General features: G+C 37.8%; 17 protein-coding genes, 8 tRNA genes and 1 rRNA gene. 25 read left to right on the top strand and 1 reads right to left on the bottom strand.

The genetic code is table 11. The features are described 5' to 3' along the window. Window positions 1–41: 41 nt before the first annotated feature. The 4 genes from cshA (at window position 42) to JIN86_RS14330 (ending at window position 4,325) form a co-directional block, all read left to right on the top strand. Window positions 42–1,565 (top strand): degradosome RNA helicase CshA, encoded by a 1,524-nt coding sequence (gene cshA / locus JIN86_RS14345; protein ID WP_004232027.1) that lies wholly within the window; start codon window positions 42–44, stop codon window positions 1,563–1,565. Between the two features lie 134 nt (window positions 1,566–1,699). After that, on the top strand, window positions 1,700–2,179 hold the full coding sequence (locus JIN86_RS14340; RefSeq protein ID WP_004232029.1) for a PH domain-containing protein: 480 nt from the start codon (window positions 1,700–1,702) through the stop codon (window positions 2,177–2,179). Next, window positions 2,172–3,638 (top strand): PH domain-containing protein, encoded by a 1,467-nt coding sequence (locus JIN86_RS14335; RefSeq protein ID WP_004232031.1) that lies wholly within the window; start codon window positions 2,172–2,174, stop codon window positions 3,636–3,638. Before JIN86_RS14340 ends, JIN86_RS14335 begins: the two co-directional genes overlap by 8 nt. A gap of 111 nt (window positions 3,639–3,749) precedes the next feature. Further along, window positions 3,750–4,325, top strand: coding sequence for a GNAT family N-acetyltransferase (locus JIN86_RS14330; protein WP_202342248.1), 576 nt, complete (start codon window positions 3,750–3,752; stop codon window positions 4,323–4,325). A gap of 65 nt (window positions 4,326–4,390) precedes the next feature. On the opposite strand, the gene JIN86_RS14325 is transcribed toward JIN86_RS14330, so the two are convergent. Beyond that, the gene (locus JIN86_RS14325) at window positions 4,391–5,014 is read right to left on the bottom strand and encodes a rhomboid family intramembrane serine protease (RefSeq protein WP_004232049.1); all 624 of its coding nucleotides are present in this window, start codon (window positions 5,012–5,014) and stop codon (window positions 4,391–4,393) included. A gap of 65 nt (window positions 5,015–5,079) precedes the next feature. On the opposite strand from JIN86_RS14325, the gene acpS reads away from it, so the two are divergent. From acpS to JIN86_RS14220, 21 genes are all read left to right on the top strand, one after another. Next, window positions 5,080–5,433: a holo-ACP synthase gene (gene acpS / locus JIN86_RS14320; RefSeq protein ID WP_004232050.1), complete on the top strand. Its 354-nt coding sequence runs from the start codon at window positions 5,080–5,082 to the stop codon at window positions 5,431–5,433. A 124-nt stretch (window positions 5,434–5,557) separates the two neighbouring features. Continuing rightward, window positions 5,558–6,616 (top strand): LolA family protein, encoded by a 1,059-nt coding sequence (locus JIN86_RS14315; protein ID WP_004232051.1) that lies wholly within the window; start codon window positions 5,558–5,560, stop codon window positions 6,614–6,616. 181 nt (window positions 6,617–6,797) lie between these two features. Beyond that, the gene (alr, locus tag JIN86_RS14310; protein ID WP_009370664.1) at window positions 6,798–7,919 is read left to right on the top strand and encodes an alanine racemase; all 1,122 of its coding nucleotides are present in this window, start codon (window positions 6,798–6,800) and stop codon (window positions 7,917–7,919) included. A 301-nt stretch (window positions 7,920–8,220) separates the two neighbouring features. After that, complete coding sequence (locus JIN86_RS14305; protein WP_004232053.1) at window positions 8,221–8,484, top strand: hypothetical protein; 264 nt, start codon at window positions 8,221–8,223, stop codon at window positions 8,482–8,484. A 4-nt stretch (window positions 8,485–8,488) separates the two neighbouring features. After that, window positions 8,489–8,839, top strand: coding sequence for a type II toxin-antitoxin system PemK/MazF family toxin (locus tag JIN86_RS14300; protein ID WP_004232054.1), 351 nt, complete (start codon window positions 8,489–8,491; stop codon window positions 8,837–8,839). Between the two features lie 361 nt (window positions 8,840–9,200). Further along, window positions 9,201–9,602 (top strand): anti-sigma regulatory factor, encoded by a 402-nt coding sequence (locus JIN86_RS14295; protein ID WP_004232055.1) that lies wholly within the window; start codon window positions 9,201–9,203, stop codon window positions 9,600–9,602. A 58-nt stretch (window positions 9,603–9,660) separates the two neighbouring features. After that, a complete protein-coding gene (locus JIN86_RS14290; protein WP_009370666.1) occupies window positions 9,661–10,611 on the top strand; it encodes a PP2C family protein-serine/threonine phosphatase in 951 nt (316 codons plus the stop codon). A gap of 63 nt (window positions 10,612–10,674) precedes the next feature. Then, complete coding sequence (locus JIN86_RS14285) at window positions 10,675–11,007, top strand: STAS domain-containing protein (protein WP_004232057.1); 333 nt, start codon at window positions 10,675–10,677, stop codon at window positions 11,005–11,007. Continuing rightward, on the top strand, window positions 11,007–11,477 hold the full coding sequence (gene rsbW / locus JIN86_RS14280; protein WP_004232058.1) for an anti-sigma B factor RsbW: 471 nt from the start codon (window positions 11,007–11,009) through the stop codon (window positions 11,475–11,477). Before JIN86_RS14285 ends, rsbW begins: the two co-directional genes overlap by 1 nt. Continuing rightward, complete coding sequence (gene sigB / locus JIN86_RS14275; RefSeq protein ID WP_009370668.1) at window positions 11,455–12,240, top strand: RNA polymerase sigma factor SigB; 786 nt, start codon at window positions 11,455–11,457, stop codon at window positions 12,238–12,240. Before rsbW ends, sigB begins: the two co-directional genes overlap by 23 nt. Window positions 12,241–12,375: 135 nt before the next feature. Further along, entirely contained in the window at window positions 12,376–14,547 is a 2,172-nt protein-coding gene (locus JIN86_RS14270) for a Tex family protein (RefSeq protein ID WP_004232060.1), read from the top strand. 67 nt (window positions 14,548–14,614) lie between these two features. Then, window positions 14,615–15,076: a SprT family protein gene (locus tag JIN86_RS14265; protein ID WP_004232061.1), complete on the top strand. Its 462-nt coding sequence runs from the start codon at window positions 14,615–14,617 to the stop codon at window positions 15,074–15,076. Window positions 15,077–15,167: 91 nt separating this feature from the next. Next, window positions 15,168–15,244, top strand: a tRNA-Asn gene (locus JIN86_RS14260). A gap of 1 nt (window position 15,245) precedes the next feature. Further along, window positions 15,246–15,317, top strand: a tRNA-Glu gene (locus tag JIN86_RS14255). A gap of 30 nt (window positions 15,318–15,347) precedes the next feature. Continuing rightward, window positions 15,348–15,423: transfer RNA gene (locus JIN86_RS14250), tRNA-Asp, on the top strand. Window positions 15,424–15,428: 5 nt separating this feature from the next. Continuing rightward, window positions 15,429–15,503 (top strand) — tRNA-Gln (locus JIN86_RS14245). Between the two features lie 15 nt (window positions 15,504–15,518). Next, window positions 15,519–15,591: transfer RNA gene (locus tag JIN86_RS14240), tRNA-Lys, on the top strand. 66 nt (window positions 15,592–15,657) lie between these two features. Continuing rightward, a tRNA-Leu gene (locus JIN86_RS14235) sits at window positions 15,658–15,743 on the top strand. A gap of 18 nt (window positions 15,744–15,761) precedes the next feature. Further along, window positions 15,762–15,838 (top strand) — tRNA-Arg (locus JIN86_RS14230). A gap of 17 nt (window positions 15,839–15,855) precedes the next feature. Beyond that, window positions 15,856–15,929: transfer RNA gene (locus JIN86_RS14225), tRNA-Gly, on the top strand. A 199-nt stretch (window positions 15,930–16,128) separates the two neighbouring features. Further along, window positions 16,129–16,477, top strand: a 16S ribosomal RNA gene (locus tag JIN86_RS14220); the annotation flags it as partial.

The following is a 16,477-nucleotide window of genomic DNA, read 5'->3' as shown; positions in this document are numbered from 1 at the left end:
CCATTTGTCAACTTAAAAGGAAAAAAAGGAGATTGAGAAGTTTGACAAATTTTTCAGAATTAAATATTAGCGAATCTACATTACGCTCAGTAAAGCGTATGGGATTTGAAGAAGCAACACCAATCCAAGAAGGTACTATTCGTTTTGCAATTGAAGGCCGTGATGTATTAGGTCAAGCACAAACAGGTACTGGTAAAACTGCCGCTTTCGGGATTCCACTAATTGAAAAAATCGATCCAAAAAACCCTAATATTCAAGCATTAGTCATTGCTCCAACTCGTGAGTTAGCGATTCAAGTTTCAGAAGAGCTTTATAAAATTGGCTATGACAAACGCGTAAAATTATTATCAGTATACGGTGGTCAAGAAATTGGTCGTCAAATACGTGCACTGAAAAATAAACCTCAAATCATTGTTGGTACGCCAGGTCGTATTATTGATCATATAAATCGTCGTACGTTAAAATTAGAAGATGTTCAAACATTAGTATTGGATGAAGCAGATGAAATGTTAAACATGGGCTTTATCGATGATATTAATTCAATCTTAGAAAACGTACCTTCTGAGCGCCAAACATTACTTTTCTCAGCAACAATGCCACCAGCAATCCGTAAAATTGCAGAAACATTTATGCGTGATCCAGAGATTGTAAAAATTAAAGCAAAAGAATTAACTGTTGATAACATTGATCAATATTTTGTTAAGTCTGCTGAACGTGAAAAATTTGATGTTTTATCTCGTTTATTAAATGTACACCAACCAGAGCTAGCTATTATATTTGGTCGTACAAAACGTCGTGTAGATGAGCTTGCACAGGCCCTATCTATTCGTGGCTATTTAGCTGAAGGTATTCATGGTGATTTAAGCCAAGCGAAGCGTATCTCAGTATTACGTCAGTTTAAAGAAAATAAAATCGATATCCTTGTTGCGACTGATGTAGCCGCTCGTGGACTTGATATTTCTGGTGTAACACATGTTTATAACTTTGATATTCCTCAAGATCCTGAATCATATGTGCACCGTATTGGACGTACAGGTCGTGCCGGTAAATCAGGTCTTGCTGTAACATTTGTAACACCACGTGAAATGGGCTACTTACGTATTGTAGAAGAAACTACGAAAAAACGTATGACACCTCTTCGCCCACCAACAACGGATGAAGCATTAGAAGGTCAACAACGTTTAGCAGTGGAAACTCTGGAAGGTCTTATTGCTAATAACAATTTAGGTGATTACCGCACATTTGCAGCAGAATTACTAGAGAATCATGATGCAGTCGATGTTGTTGCAGCTGCTCTACGTTCATTAACAAGAGAGCCAGACGATACACCAGTAACAATCACAGAAGAACGTCCATTACCAATGCGTCGTGAACGTTCTAGCAATAATCGTGGTGGCGGTGATCGTGGCCGCGGAAACCGTAGCTTTGGTGGAGGACGTCGTGACAATGCTCGCAGTGGAGAGCGTCGCAGTAGCAGTAGCCGTCGAGAGGGTGGACGCCGTGAAGGTGGACGTCGTGAAGGTGGACAAGGTCGTTCTCGTTCTCCAAGACGTCACGAAGGATAATTTTAGACGAAATACACTTAATTTTTAATTAAACCTTACAGTCATGATGGCTGTAAGGTTTTTTTTCGGCTATAGTTGAAACAAAAAGGTGAGTGAATTCGTATACACCTAATGAAGAAAGAGGGGGAACGACAATGAGAGCACAACCGATTCATCAAATTTCTCGTAAAGGGCTAACAGTGTGGCGTTTATATGGAGTCATACAAACATTGGTGCTGTTAGTTGTAGCAGGACTTGTAAGCTATGGTACTTATTATTTTGAATGGCCTTCATTTATTTACTTCATAGCGTGTGCAATTGTATTACTAAGTGCGATATTATCTATTTTTATTTTCCCGAAAATCAGATGGGAAAGATGGCGCTATGAAGTTCGAGAGCATGAAATCGAAGTACAACATGGTTTATTTGTTGTGAAACGCACATTAATTCCAATGGTACGTGTGCAACATGTTGATACAACACAAGGGCCGATATTAAAAAAATACGACCTAGGTAATATCTCTATTTCTACAGCTGCAACTGTACATACGATTCCTGCACTTGTTATGGATGAAGCAGACGTACTGCGTGCGCGTATTTCTGATTTAGCAAGGGTGGCTGAAGATGATGTCTAAGGAAATTAATCGTTTACATCCAGTGTCTGCAATTATAACAAGTGTAAAAGCATTGAAAAGTATGATATTACCAATTGCGATTATTATCATAAGTAACGGCTTTAATTTTTCTTTGAATTTTCGTAGTGATCATTTTTTTGAAACCATTTTACTGTTCGGTGTATGGGGAGTTGCAGCACTTCTTGCGTTCGTGGGAGGAATCATAAAATGGCGGACATTTGTTTACTGGTTTGAAGATGGGGAATTGCGTGTGACATATGGATTATTTGTTAAAAAGAAACGTTATATCCCTTTTGAACGTATTCAAAGTTTAAATTACAATGAAGGTGTTTTTCATCGCATTTTTGGTTTAGTGAAAGTTCAGGTGGAGACTGCTGGTAGTAAAGGAGGAAAACCTGAGGTTGAGCTGACAGCCATTCGAAAAGCAGCAGCAGATATTATTGAATTAGAAATGCGTCATGCTAAAAACGAAGCGGTTCAACATCAGGATCAAGTGCAGGTCGTAGAGGAAGCGATACCAACTCCGATGATTTACCATATGTCTATGCGAGATTTACTGGTATTAGCAACAACATCAGGTGGAATTGGTGTTGTGTTATCAGGTCTTGCAGCAGTTGCTTCACAATTTTCCGATATTATTCCTTATGAAACTGTATTTCATGAGTTAGCTGATTTTGTGAAAATCGGCGCATTTTTAGTAGCATTGACGGTGATGGTTGTTTTAATCATTGCTTGGATTGTATCTGTGGTCATCACACTGATAAATTATTATGATTATACGGTCCGCATTGAGGAAGAAAAGTTGATTATCACAAAAGGACTGTTAGAAAAAAAGCGTATTACTTTGCCGTTGAATCGAATTCAGGCAATTCGTATTGTGGAAAATCCATTACGTCAGTTAACAGGCTTTACTACAGTGGTTGTTGAAAGTGCTGGTGGTAACGGTGAAGATGGAAATGATAAAAAAATTACGCTATTTCCACTTATTAAGAAGCCGGATTGTATGCAAACATTAGAACAGCTTTTCCCAGATATGAATTGGCAGCCTACATTTACTCGCTCACCAAAAAGGGCAAGGCCATTTTTTTATCGCATTGATTTTTTCTGGCTAGTTCCGATTATCGGTGCATCTATCTATTTCTTTTATCCATACGGGCTATTGTCGTTGCTGTTAATTCCATTAACAATTTTACTTGGTATTTGGCAGCATAGAACAGCAGGCTATCAAATAGATGGCAAGCAACTGGCTATGCAGTATCGGGTGTTTAGTCGAATTACGTTAATCATGGAGAAGAAGCGAATTCAATCTATTGAAAGTACACAATCATACTTTCAAAAAAGAAAGAATGTTATATCTGTAAAAGCAACTGTCATGTCAGGAGCAACTGGTACAACGGGGAGTGTTTCCAGCTTAGAGCAACAAGATGCCGAGACGATCTTAACTTGGTATGAACATTAATGAACTGAAAAGCTAATCCTTTCAATTTAATGGAAGGATTAGCTTTTTTAACTATAAATAAATAGAGATGCTGTTTATAATAAAGTAAATAGAACAAAAGGGGTGGAGACATTGTTTAAATATGACATTAATGAAAGCGCTTATTTAAAGCTTTTGGATTTAAGTGATGTAGAAGAGTTATTCGCTTTAACTGATCGTTCAAAGGATACATTACGTGAATGGTTGCCCTTTGTAGATGATGTCAAAACAGTAAGGGATACTGAGCAATTCGTAAAAAATGCTATGCAACAATATGCTGATCACAACGGCATACAAGCAGGGATATACTATGATGGAAAGCTTGCGGGTGTTATTGGTTATCACCAAATCAACTGGCAACATAAATGGACAAGTATTGGCTACTGGCTAGGGAACGAATTTGTAGGAAAGGGGCTCGTTACGAATTCCATGAAAGCATTGATTGATTTTGCCTTTAATTATTTAAAGTTAAATCGTATAGAAGTGCGTGTTGCAGTAGGTAATATTCGTAGTCGTACAATCCCAAAGGTATTAGGCTTTCATGAAGAAGGGCGTTTAAGGGATGCTGAGTGGCTATATGATCACTACGTAGATCAGGTTGTTTATGGTTTAACAGCAACTGAATGGAAAAAAATAAAGATGTCAAATGAAGCTACAGTGGTTTTATAATGGATGTCATGGTAAGGAAAGAGGAGCTGCTCTATAGGTGAGCAGCTCCTCTTTTCTTTTTAATGTTATGGTCTACCAGCCATCTTTTGTTTTCGCCAACTTAAAATTCTTTTTGGATGTAAATAGACAAGTCCAAGGATAAATCCGGTTACTAAACCGCCTAAATGTGCAAAGACATTCACATTTGGTTGGAGAAAAGTCATAATGACACTGATGACGATGATTGGTAAAATGAGCTTACGAAGCATTGGCATTGTACGTCGAGTATAGTAAACTAATGCCCCAAATGCACCAAAAATTCCAAAAATAGCCCCACTTGCACCAAGACTCGCATAACTACTATCATAGAATATATAGGTTGCCATGTTGCCTACAATACCTGATACTAAATAAATTGTAATGAAACGTGCTTTCCCTGCGATTTTTTCTAGCTCTGGTCCAAAGAGATATAAGGAAAACATATTAAAAAACACATGCATAAAACCTGCATGTAAAAATATGGCAGAAAAAACACGCCACCATTCACCACTTTGAATCAGGAAATTTGCTTGGATTCCGTAATTCCACAAGAGTGTTCCTATGCTGGGTATGAGAGACAATACATAAAGAGTAAGATTTATTGCTATTAAAGTTGAAACAACAGGGTAATACTTTGTATATTGCTTAAAATTTTCCGTTCTACTAAACATGGCTCCACCTCAATTTACAATTATTATACATGCCTTGTTGGAAATAGGTAAAGGAGAAGGTTCACATGATTAAGGGAATTGGCCTCGATATTGTAGAGATTGATCGTATTGCAAAGGCTATGAAACGAACAGATAAATTTAAAGACCGCATTTTAACGATAAATGAAAAAAAAATATTTGATGGTTATTCAGAAACTCGTAAAATAGAATTTTTAGCTGGGCGTTTTGCTGCAAAAGAAGCATTTTCGAAAGCTCTGGGAACAGGGCTTGGGGAACAATGTAAGCTTCATGATATGGAAGTATTAAAAGGAGCGGCAGGCAATCCTGTTTTATATTTTAAGGATGAACTTGTCAATGGATTTGTTAGTATTACGCATTCTAAGCAATACGCAGCTGCTCAAGTAATCTTATTAGAGTAGTACTTAACTTGTCTAAAAGGATTGCATGTAAATTTAAATATATTGCCCTTTCTTCAAATGACATAACTGACAAATACGGTTCATATATTGTCGTAGTGGATTTGAAAGAAGAAAGGGTGAAAGCGTGGGCAACCGTATAGTTAAATGGCTCGTCTTACTTTGTACGATATTACTTCTGTCGGCATGTGGTGCAGCCTCACAGGAAAAAGTGTTGAAGAAAGTGAATGGTAAATGGGCAGAGACGAATGGTTATGAATTAAATGCATCGATGGAAATTAAATCGGGTGGGGAACCAAGAAATTATGATGTAACAGTATGGCACACAAAACCTGATTTCTATCGAGTAGAAGTAGTTGAAAGTGGGAAAGATGTTTCTCAAATGATTGTACGTAATGCTGATGGTGTTTTTGTCGTAACACCGACATTAAACAAAATGTATAAATTCCAAAGTGATTGGCCAAAGAAAAATAGTCAGGCATACTTAATTGGAGCGCTAGCAGAAGATTTAGCAGAAGATAAAAATCTTGTCATGAAAGAAGAAGAAAAAGCATATATATTTGAAGCGGCTACTAGAAATAGCTATAAGAACAGTATGCCACATCAGGTTATAACAGTAGATAAGAAAACTTTATTGCCAACCTCAGTAGTTATTATGAATGATGTGAAAGAAGAGCAAATCAAAATCACATTTAAGAAAATTAAGCTAGGTGTACAACATGCTGCAAAAGAGTATGCAGTTGAGCAATTCACTGATAAAGATAACACGAAAGGTGAACAAGCTAAACCTGCCGAAAAAGAAGGGCAAGAAGATAATGAGGATAAGGAAGCTGTTGGAGCAGAAGTTGAATATCAAGAATTCCAAACACATTATCCTGTTGTAAATTGGGCACAATTAGCGAATGAAAAAGTTGTGCAGGAAAGTGGAATGGAACGAGTAATCTTAACATACGAAGGTGAGAAGGCATTTACTGTTATGCAGCAACCAGTAATGAAGGAAAATTCAATGTTACCTGTATCGTCACCTGGTGATCCAGTTGATTTAGGCTATACAATTGGTGCTATTACAGATACATCAATTAGTTGGGAAAAAGATGGTGTTGAATTCTTTGTAGCATCAAGTAAATTAACGCGAGAAGAAATGATTGAAGTTGCTACATCTATGACGATAAGTAGTATGAAGTAACTTTTCTAGCTACAGCCTTCTGGAATACGGAGGCTGTAGCTTATTGATAATTATAAAGTGAACCTTATAAAGTATAGGCTCATGCGAAAGCTAAAACTTTGTGTGTACAAGCTAAATTGACATACTTTGCAACATGTATGTCCTACATAATGTTTTAATTAAAAATAAAGAGGGTATTCTTATGAAGACACAGCAGTTTTTTCGTCCAACCAAAGCAATAATAGACTTACAAGCAATTCAACAAAATGTAAAAAACTTAAAAGAATTTTTACGACCTAATGTTCAAATTATCGCTGTAGTAAAAGCAAATGCGTATGGTCATGGAGATGTAGCCGTTGCACGGGCAGCTCTTGAAGCTGGTGCCACAGTACTTGCAGTGGCAACGCCCGATGAGGCATTACATATTCGAGCACATTTTGAAGAACCAGACATATTAATATTAGGTGCATCTCCAGTTTCATTTGCTCCTTATGCAGCGCAGCAACGTATTATACTTACGGCATTTGCCGATGATTGGATGCAGCAAGCTGCTTCTCTGTTAGTGGATGAAGCGCTTCCTTTACGACTTCATATAAAAATAGATAGCGGGATGGGTAGAATAGGTATTCGCTCAGAGCAGGAATTATTAGAGCTCTATCAAACAATACAGTCTACAGAGAACATGGAGCTGGATGGAATATTTACACACTTTGCGACAGCTGATGAAGAGGATACGCTACATTTTGATCAACAGGTACAATTTTTTGAGAAATGTTTAGCTGTAATACCTAATAAGCCGCGACTTGTTCATGCATCTAATACAGCAGCCTCATTAGTAAAAGATCCGCATTTACAATATGATGCTGTTAGATTTGGTATTTCAATGTATGGGTTATCACCTTCTGCATATGTGACAAGTATTTTACCTTTTCCTTTGTTACCAGCGTTCTCGCTTGAAAGTGAACTTGTTCATGTAAAGCAAATAAAATCAGGTGATTCAGTTGGCTATGGAGCTACATATGTTGCTCCGACAGATATGTGGATAGGAACAATTCCAATAGGCTATGCAGATGGCGTGATTCGCAAGTTAGGTGGGCAAGAGGTTTTAATTGATGGACAAAGAATGCCGATTGTTGGACGAATTTGTATGGACCAATGTATGGTTGCCCTACCAAAAGCATATGATATAGGTGAGAAGGTAACACTCATTGGTCGACAAGGAAATACTGGAGTATCGATCGATGAATGGGCAACAAAGCTCGAAACAATTAATTATGAAATACCATGCATTATAACAACAAGAGTTCCTAGAATATATCTTTAGTTGTCTTTCATTAGAATTAGTCAAATCTCAATGTAATGTCATGAGCAATGTTCCAAGTTGAATTTGGTAAATAAATTAGCACTGGAGAACTTATTTCTTTTCCAAAACATAGTAATGACTCATATTTGAAAACACATTGCAATAATAATTATTCAGCATATACCTTCGACAACCAACATATTTTTACAATTTGTACTTCAAATTGTCAGATATTTTGTCATTTCATGTCTTTTCAACAATATCTTTCAATGATAGAATGGAAAGTAATGAAAAGTGTATGGTTCCGTTGGAGGTGCTTGCTGTGTACGAGAAAAAGTTAAGAGAAGCTACAATTGCTGTTCAAGACAGACTATTTCTACAAACAAAGGAAGTAATTGAAGGTGAATCTTTTGTGCGTATTTTAGCGCGCAAAAATTTAATGCAGGAGCAACCAAATCAAATACGGGAAGCTATGATTAAAGGATATGTTGAAATGTCTCATATTAATTTAATGATTGCGAGCGAATGCTTGCATGCAGAGTATGAAGCACAACATATGGTGGAGCGTCTCGTTAGCGGGGGATGACACTTTGAATGTAAAACGTGGTGACGTTTTTTTTGCAGACTTATCACCGGTAATAGGTTCTGAACAAGGAGGCACTAGGCCGGTGCTGATTATTCAAAATGATATTGGCAATCGATTTAGTCCGACTGTCATCATCGCAGCTATCACTGCACAGATTCAAAAGGCAAAGTTACCGACACACGTTGAAATCAATGCTGAAAAGTATGGTTTTGAACGTGATTCGGTTATTTTGCTAGAACAAGTGCGAACAATTGATAAGTCAAGATTGACGGATCGTATTACGCAACTTGATCATGCTGTGATGGAAAAAGTTGATGGTGCATTGATGATTAGTTTAGGTCTAGTTAAATTTTGATATACATATGTGTATAGAAGCATCGAGATTATGAAATCTCGATGCTTTTTTGTCTTATATGCTTGAAATGCATCTACTATAATTTGGATTACTGTAGATCTTGTTCAGCAAACGATTTTGCTACGAAAGATGAAGTGCCTGAAATAATTAAGCCAAGGTGTAATTGATAAATGTTACAAAAAGCTTTAAGATATACACAAGATTTTTAATAAAAATAGATTTTTGAAAAAATTCTTAAAAGGTATATGAAAATATACATAGAATATTCCATTTATAGAGGCGATTAATTCAACTTAAATTATGGCAAGCAGGTTGAATAAAAGTGTTAGAGTATAACTCCAAAAGAAGTGGAGGGACAGCAGTGGCATATAGGTCTTCGGTTGAAATTATTACAGAGTGGGATATTGTTGCAGCTAGACAACTGGGGCGCAATGAAGCAAAAGCACTTGGATTTGGCACTGTTGATCAAGCCCGCATCACCACGGCAATTAGTGAATTAGCACGAAATATATATTTATATGCAAGTATAGGCGTCATAGAAATTGAAAGGGTGGAGGCGGATACTGAAAAGAAAATAGTTGTTGTTGCAATAGATCAAGGGCCTGGTATTAAAGATGTTCGTAAAGTAATGGAGGATGGTTATTCCACCTCGGGGGGGCTAGGTGCTGGTTTGCCAGGTGTTAAACGATTGATGGATAGTTTAGATATTCAATCTGTCATTGGAGAGGGAACAACAATAAGAGCGGAAAAATGGTTGCGTTAGGACGTGAAGAAAACTGAAACAATTAGAAGCTCAGTATAAAAAAATATTAGCAGATTATATGGTCAACCAAACAGAAAGAAATTTATATATCGCTCAGAACTTCACACGTCAGTTAATTCAAAAAAATATCTCTCCCGAGGATGTTATTAGCATTCATAAAAATGCTGTAGAACAAATATTTCCGAATCAAATGAACGAATCACAGCCTGCTTATGATTTTTTGATTGAAGTAATGGTGCATTATGGAATGGCACATAGAGAGCATCAAAGTTTACTACAAAAGCAAGCTGAATATGAAATGGAAATGAAAATAGCGACAAACATCCAAAAAACATTATTGAAAACTTATGTGCCGAATATGCAAAATATTGATATAGGTATGATTTCAGTACCTATTCGAAAAATGAACGGCGATTATGTACATTTTTTTCATGATGGAGAAGAATATTTGAGTGTAGCTGTGACAGATGTTGTGGGTAAAGGAGTTCCTGCTGCTTTATGTATGTCGATGGTTAAATATGGACTTGAAACATTGGTATATGCATATAAAGATCCCTCATATGTTTTAGAAGTTATTAATAGGGTAATAGAAAAAGGTGTGGATGACAGTATGTTTGTTTCGATGTTTTATGGTTGCTTAGATGTAGAGCATAACATTTTTTCTTATGCTTCGGCAGGCCATGAACCAGCTTTACATTATAGTGCAAAGAACGATCAGTTCTTTACCTTAGAGGCTAAAGGTTTACTACTGGGTGTATTGTCTGAAACAAACTATATGTTTCATGAAATTGTTTTAGAAGAGAATGATTTGATTATTATGATGACCGACGGTGTGACAGAATTTAGAGTGAAAGAAGAAATAAATTCGCGAGACGTAATCACAACTTTAATAAAAGAAAATAGACATTTATCTGCCCAGCAATTGTGTCAGCTCCTTTATAAGGAAATAGAGAGAGTGCAAAATTTTAAACTATTTGATGATTTTACTGTAGTTATTTTAAAAAAATAGGTTTAAGTTTTAATTGAACAGGGTAAAGAAAATAGTCTAACAAATATGGTGGAGGTGTGCTATATGGACGTAACGATACATTTTAAAGAAATTGATCATAAATTATTTGGCTTTGTTGAGGGTGAGATTGATACGTTTACTGCTTCAGGATTACGAGAGGAATTGGAAGCTGTAAAGATTACAGAGGGTTTAGAAATTGAACTTGATTTATCAAAGGTAAATTACATGGATAGTACAGGGCTTGGGATTTTTGTTGCCTTTTATAAGAGAGCATTACGTGAAAATGGTAAAGTAAAGCTCGTTGGTTTATCGAATAGGTTACAAAGATTATTTGAAATTACTGGTCTTAGTGATTTGATGGATATCGAAACTGATAAAAAGGTGGAATTAAGATAATGAAGGAATTTGACTATATTGAAATTAGAGTTCCTGCTAAACCGCAATTTGTCAGTGTCATTCGATTAACTGTCTCGGGCTTAGCAAGTAGGATTGGCTTTAATTATGATGATATTGAAGATTTGAAAATTGCAGCAAGTGAGGCTGTGACAAATGTTGTTCACCATGCTTATAAAGACGAAGAAGAGGGTGAAATTGTCATTGGGTGTGCGCTGTATGACGATAAAATGGAAATGATGATTGCAGATTACGGCAATAGTTTTAATTTTGAAGAGATTAAATCTAAGATTGGGCCGTATCATCCTGAAGAAAGTATTGCAGGGCTAAGAGAAGGTGGTTTGGGGCTTTATTTAATGGAAACTTTGATGGATGAGGTGATGATTAATAACGATGGTGGCGTAACTGTCTTCATGACAAAGTATGTCACTAGGGAGCAGGTGGAGAAAAATGTCGAAAGAATCACTACATAAATCTTCATCTAAAGAAGATGTACTTAAGTGGATTGAATTGTACCAGTCAACGGAGGATGATGAAGCACAAACCAATTTAGTGATTCATTATCGATATCTAGTTGAATCTATAGCTCGTAAATATTCGAATGGTAAATCTTATTATGATGATATTGTTCAAGTAGGGATGCTGGGATTGTTAGGTGCAATAAGACGTTTTGATCCGAATGTTGGTCGTAGTTTTGAAGCTTTTGCCGTGCCAACAATTGTTGGGGAAATCAAACGTTTTTTACGTGATAAAACATGGGATGTGCATGTGCCTAGACGTATTAAGGAACTTGGGCCGAGGATTAAATCAACGGTGGAGGCGCTGACAATTGAATTGCAGCGTTCTCCATCCATTAAAGATATTGCTGAACGATTAGAAGTAGCAGAAGAAGAGGTACTAGAAGCAATGGAAATGAGCCGTAGTTATCAAGCTCTTTCTATGGACCATTCGATAGAGTCAGACTCAGACGGTAGTACAGTCACGTTATTCGATATTTTGGGCAGGGAAGACGATGGCTATGAAATGACAAATCAACGAATGATTGTTCAAGATGCGCTGGTCGTCTTGAACGAGAGGGAAAAACAAATTATTCAGCTTACATATCTAGAGCAACTTAGTCAAAAAGAAGCTGGAGAACGATTAGGGATTTCTCAAATGCATGTATCGAGGATACAAAGGAAAGCAATAAAGAAATTACAAGAGGCTATTCTAGCAAGTGGCGGTGTTTCGCTCTAATCTTTCGTGGGTGTTTAATGAAAAATACCTTTAAAATGAATGGAAATAGTCTACTCATATTCGTCTGAGTAGACTATTTTTTTGCATTTTTAGTAAAGTGTAATGGTAAAATGAAAAGAAAAAGGTAGTGATGATGTGGAGCAAAAGCAAATGTTACAGCTCATTGCAAAGGATGTAGCAGTCAAACCAGGGCAAGTAGAAGCTGTTATTAACTTATTAGAAGAGGGAAATACGGTACCATTTATTGCGCGCTATCGAAAAGAGGTTACAGGATCACTCGATGAGGTGCAAATTAAAGCTGTAGAAGATCGTTATCACTACATACAGCAACTTGAACAACGAAAAGAAGAAGTTATACGATTAATCCAAGAGCAAGAAAAGCTTACACCAGAATTAGAGCAGGCTATTCTTTCAGCAACAATCTTACAACGTGTTGAGGATTTATATAGACCTTATAAGCAAAAACGACGTACAAAGGCGACGATTGCAAAAGAGAAAGGCTTAGAGCCTCTTGCAGATCTCCTGTTAGCATTTAGTGATGATGCATTAGAGCAATTAGCAACTGACTTTGTGGACAATGAACAAGTTGCTAATACGGAAGAAGCTCTGATAGGAGCTCGAGATATATTAGCAGAACGTTTTGCGGACGATGCCTCTATTCGTGAAAAAATCCGAGCTTATTCATGGAAAGATGGAATTCTTGTGACGTCTGTGAAAAATACAGAAATCGACGAGAAAAATGTTTTTGAAATGTATTACGAATATGAAGAGCCTGTTAGTCGCATTGTACCACACCGTATTTTAGCGATAAACCGAGGAGAGAAAGAAGAAATCTTAAAGGTTTCTATTCATGTGCCGGTGGACCGAGTATTAATGATTATGTGGAAAGAATGGATACCTGCAACTGGTTCGTCTCCTGCTATTGCAGAAGTTAAACTAGCAATCGAGGATTCGTACAAGCGTTTAATTCAGCCTTCAATTGAAAGGGAATTGCGAAACGAGCTTACAGAAAAAGCTGAGGCACAGGCTATTCATATTTTTTCCGAAAATTTACGTAACCTATTGCTTCAGCCACCTATGAAAGGTAAATATGTTTTAGGGGTTGATCCAGCTTACCGTACAGGTTGCAAGCTAGCAGTTGTAGATGAAACTGGGAAAATGCTTGAGGTTACAGCTATTTACCCACATCCACCGAAACCAGATGTAGCAAAATCCAAAGCTATTGTAAAAGGAATTTTGGCAAAGTATCCAATAAGTATAATTGCCATTGGTAATGGTACAGCATCTCGAGAGACAGAACAATTTATCGCGGATGTATTAAATGAGCTTACTACTGACATAGCCTATGTGATTGTCAATGAAGCGGGGGCATCTGTTTATTCAGCGTCTGAAATTGCACGTACAGAATTTCCTGATTTACAGGTTGAACAACGTAGTGCTGTCTCCATTGCACGTCGCTTACAGGACCCTTTATCAGAGTTAGTGAAAATTGAACCAAAAGCTGTGGGTGTAGGTCAGTATCAGCATGATGTTTCTCAAAAAAAATTAAATGAATCACTATCTTTTATAGTAGAAACTGCTGTTAACCAAGTTGGTGTTGATGTAAATACGGCTTCATCATCACTCTTACAATACGTTTCTGGCCTATCAAAAACTGTTGCAGAGAATATCGTAAAGACGCGAGAGGAAAATGGTCAATTTACTACACGTGCGCAATTAAAGAAGATTCCAAGGTTAGGCGCCAAAACGTATGAACAAGCTATTGGTTTCCTACGTGTCCCAGAAGCAAAAAATCCGTTTGATGCTACAGGTATTCATCCTGAGAGCTATGCTCTTGCTGAGCAAATATTAGCAGAGGCTCAAATAGATAAAAAAGAGTTAGGGACACAGAAGGCAGAGGAAGCTATTGCAGCACTAAATATCCAAAAGTTAAGTGATGTGCTTGGAGTAGGAGTTGTGACAATTCAAGATATCGTGGATACTTTAATGAAACCTAGTCGTGACCCACGTGATGCATTCCCACAACCATTGCTTAAGACTGATGTATTAAAAATGGAAGATTTAAAAGTTGGTATGGAATTGCAGGGGACGGTAAGAAATGTAGTAGATTTCGGCGCATTTGTTGACATTGGCGTGAAGCAAGATGGACTTGTGCATATTTCTAAACTCCAAAATAAACGTATTAAGCATCCATTAGAAGTTGTGGCGCTTGGGGATATTGTAACTGTCTGGGTTGAACAAATAGATATAACGAAAGGACGTATCTCTTTAACGATGCTTCCACCTAAAAATCAAGTATTAGTTTGAGTACTAAATTTTTGCCACACTGTCTATACTAAGCAGTGTGGTATTCTTGTTGTTAGAGGTGATTACTATGGACAATCAAGAATTACAAGAGCTTGTTCGTCGCTTATCTTTAGAAAACTTTCAGAGGCCATTTCTGCATCAAGCCTACTTTAATGCGAGATTACGTTCAACGGGAGGACGATATCTTTTACAATCCCATAATATTGAGATTAATCCTAAAGCCTATGAGTTATACGGTTTGGAGGAGATTCAAGGTATTGTTTTACACGAATTATGCCATTATCACCTACATATTGAAGGTAAAGGGTATCAGCATCGAGATAAAGATTTTAGAGAATTATTAAGGAAAGTAGATGCCCCCCGATTTTGTGCAGTTTTACATGTCCCTAAAGCTACAGTTAAAAAACAGCGACGACGCTATACATATACTTGTGTCAATTGCCACCAATTATATATACGGAAAATAAAAATGAATGTTGAAAAGTATTGTTGCAGTAAGTGTTTGGGGAAATTAAAATTATTGGAGTAAAAAAAGTTTAAAAAATAGTTGACGTTTTGTTGAGTTGTCCCTATAATAGTAAAAGTCGACAAGATAACGGCGACAACATAACATGAATTATTCCGAAGTAGCTCAGTTGGTAGTAGCACCTGACTGTTAATCAGGTTGTCGCAGGTTCGAGTCCTGCCTTCGGAGCCATGGCCCCTTGGTCAAGTGGTTAAGACACCGCCCTTTCACGGCGGTAACACGGGTTCGAATCCCGTAGGGGTCATTTTTCATAATTTAATGTAAATAATATTTTGGTCCCGTGGTGTAGCGGTTAACATGCCTGCCTGTCACGCAGGAGATCGCCGGTTCGATCCCGGTCGGGACCGCCACTTATTGGGGTATAGCCAAGCGGTAAGGCAACGGATTTTGATTCCGTCATGCCTAGGTTCGAATCCTAGTACCCCAGCCATTCATTTCTTAATTCGAGCCATTAGCTCAGTTGGTAGAGCATCTGACTTTTAATCAGAGGGTCGAAGGTTCGAGTCCTTCATGGCTCATCTCTTTAAGAAAAAGAGTTGACTTTTCAAATTATCATAGTATAATAAAAAAGTTACTAATCGAATGCGGTCGTGGCGGAACGGCAGACGCGCTAGGTTGAGGGCCTAGTGGGGGCAACCCCGTGGAGGTTCAAGTCCTCTCGGCCGCACCAAGTCAATTAATTTCATATGCGCCCGTAGCTCAATTGGATAGAGCGTCTGACTACGGATCAGAAGGTTGTGGGTTCGACTCCTGCCGGGCGCGCCATTTTTAAGAAAATATATGCGGGTGTAGTTTAATGGTAAAACCTCAGCCTTCCAAGCTGATGTCGTGAGTTCGATTCTCATCACCCGCTCCAAAAAAAGTATTGACAACCTTTTGGTTGTATGATAAATTTAAATAGTTGTCCAAAAGGGTGACAATATGAACCTTGAAAACTGAACAAGCAAAACGTAATCAATAAAGTTTTAAGTAGCTAGCTTCGGTTAGTGAACAAAACAAAAATTTTGGACATCAAACATGATGCCAGCAAAACAATTTGAGCTAATCAAATTTCTTTTATGGAGAGTTTGATCCTGGCTCAGGACGAACGCTGGCGGCGTGCCTAATACATGCAAGTCGAGCGAACAGAAAAGGAGCTTGCTCCTTTGACGTTAGCGGCGGACGGGTGAGTAACACGTGGGCAACCTACCCTATAGTTTGGGATAACTCCGGGAAACCGGGGCTAATACCGAATAATCTCTTTTACTTCATGGTGAAAGACTGAAAGACGGCATCTCGCTGTCGCTATAGGATGGGCCCGCGGCGCATTAGCTAGTTGGTGAGGTAACGGCTCACCAAGGCGACGATGCGTAGCCGACCTGAGAGGGTGATCGGCCACACTGGGACTGAGACACGGCCCAGACT

This window comes from Lysinibacillus sp. HST-98 (genome assembly GCF_016757845.1).
GTDB lineage: Bacteria > Bacillota > Bacilli > Bacillales_A > Planococcaceae > Lysinibacillus > Lysinibacillus capsici.
The sequence above is the reverse complement of the archived record's forward strand: the minus strand, read 5'-3'. Positions and strand labels throughout refer to the sequence as shown.

What these genes read in the sequence shown, in the direction of transcription:
- JIN86_RS14340 (WP_004232029.1), top strand. Translation starts at nt 1,700, where the DNA reads ATGAGAGCACAACCGATTCATCAAATTTCTCGTAAAGGGCTAACAGTG.
- JIN86_RS14335 (WP_004232031.1), top strand. Translation starts at nt 2,172, where the DNA reads ATGTCTAAGGAAATTAATCGTTTACATCCAGTGTCTGCAATTATAACA.
- JIN86_RS14325 (WP_004232049.1), bottom strand. Translation starts at nt 5,014, where the DNA reads ATGTTTAGTAGAACGGAAAATTTTAAGCAATATACAAAGTATTACCCT.
- acpS (WP_004232050.1), top strand. Translation starts at nt 5,080, where the DNA reads ATGATTAAGGGAATTGGCCTCGATATTGTAGAGATTGATCGTATTGCA.
- alr (WP_009370664.1), top strand. Translation starts at nt 6,798, where the DNA reads ATGAAGACACAGCAGTTTTTTCGTCCAACCAAAGCAATAATAGACTTA.
- JIN86_RS14290 (WP_009370666.1), top strand. Translation starts at nt 9,661, where the DNA reads ATGGTCAACCAAACAGAAAGAAATTTATATATCGCTCAGAACTTCACA.
- JIN86_RS14285 (WP_004232057.1), top strand. Translation starts at nt 10,675, where the DNA reads ATGGACGTAACGATACATTTTAAAGAAATTGATCATAAATTATTTGGC.
- rsbW (WP_004232058.1), top strand. Translation starts at nt 11,007, where the DNA reads ATGAAGGAATTTGACTATATTGAAATTAGAGTTCCTGCTAAACCGCAA.
- sigB (WP_009370668.1), top strand. Translation starts at nt 11,455, where the DNA reads ATGTCGAAAGAATCACTACATAAATCTTCATCTAAAGAAGATGTACTT.
- JIN86_RS14265 (WP_004232061.1), top strand. Translation starts at nt 14,615, where the DNA reads ATGGACAATCAAGAATTACAAGAGCTTGTTCGTCGCTTATCTTTAGAA.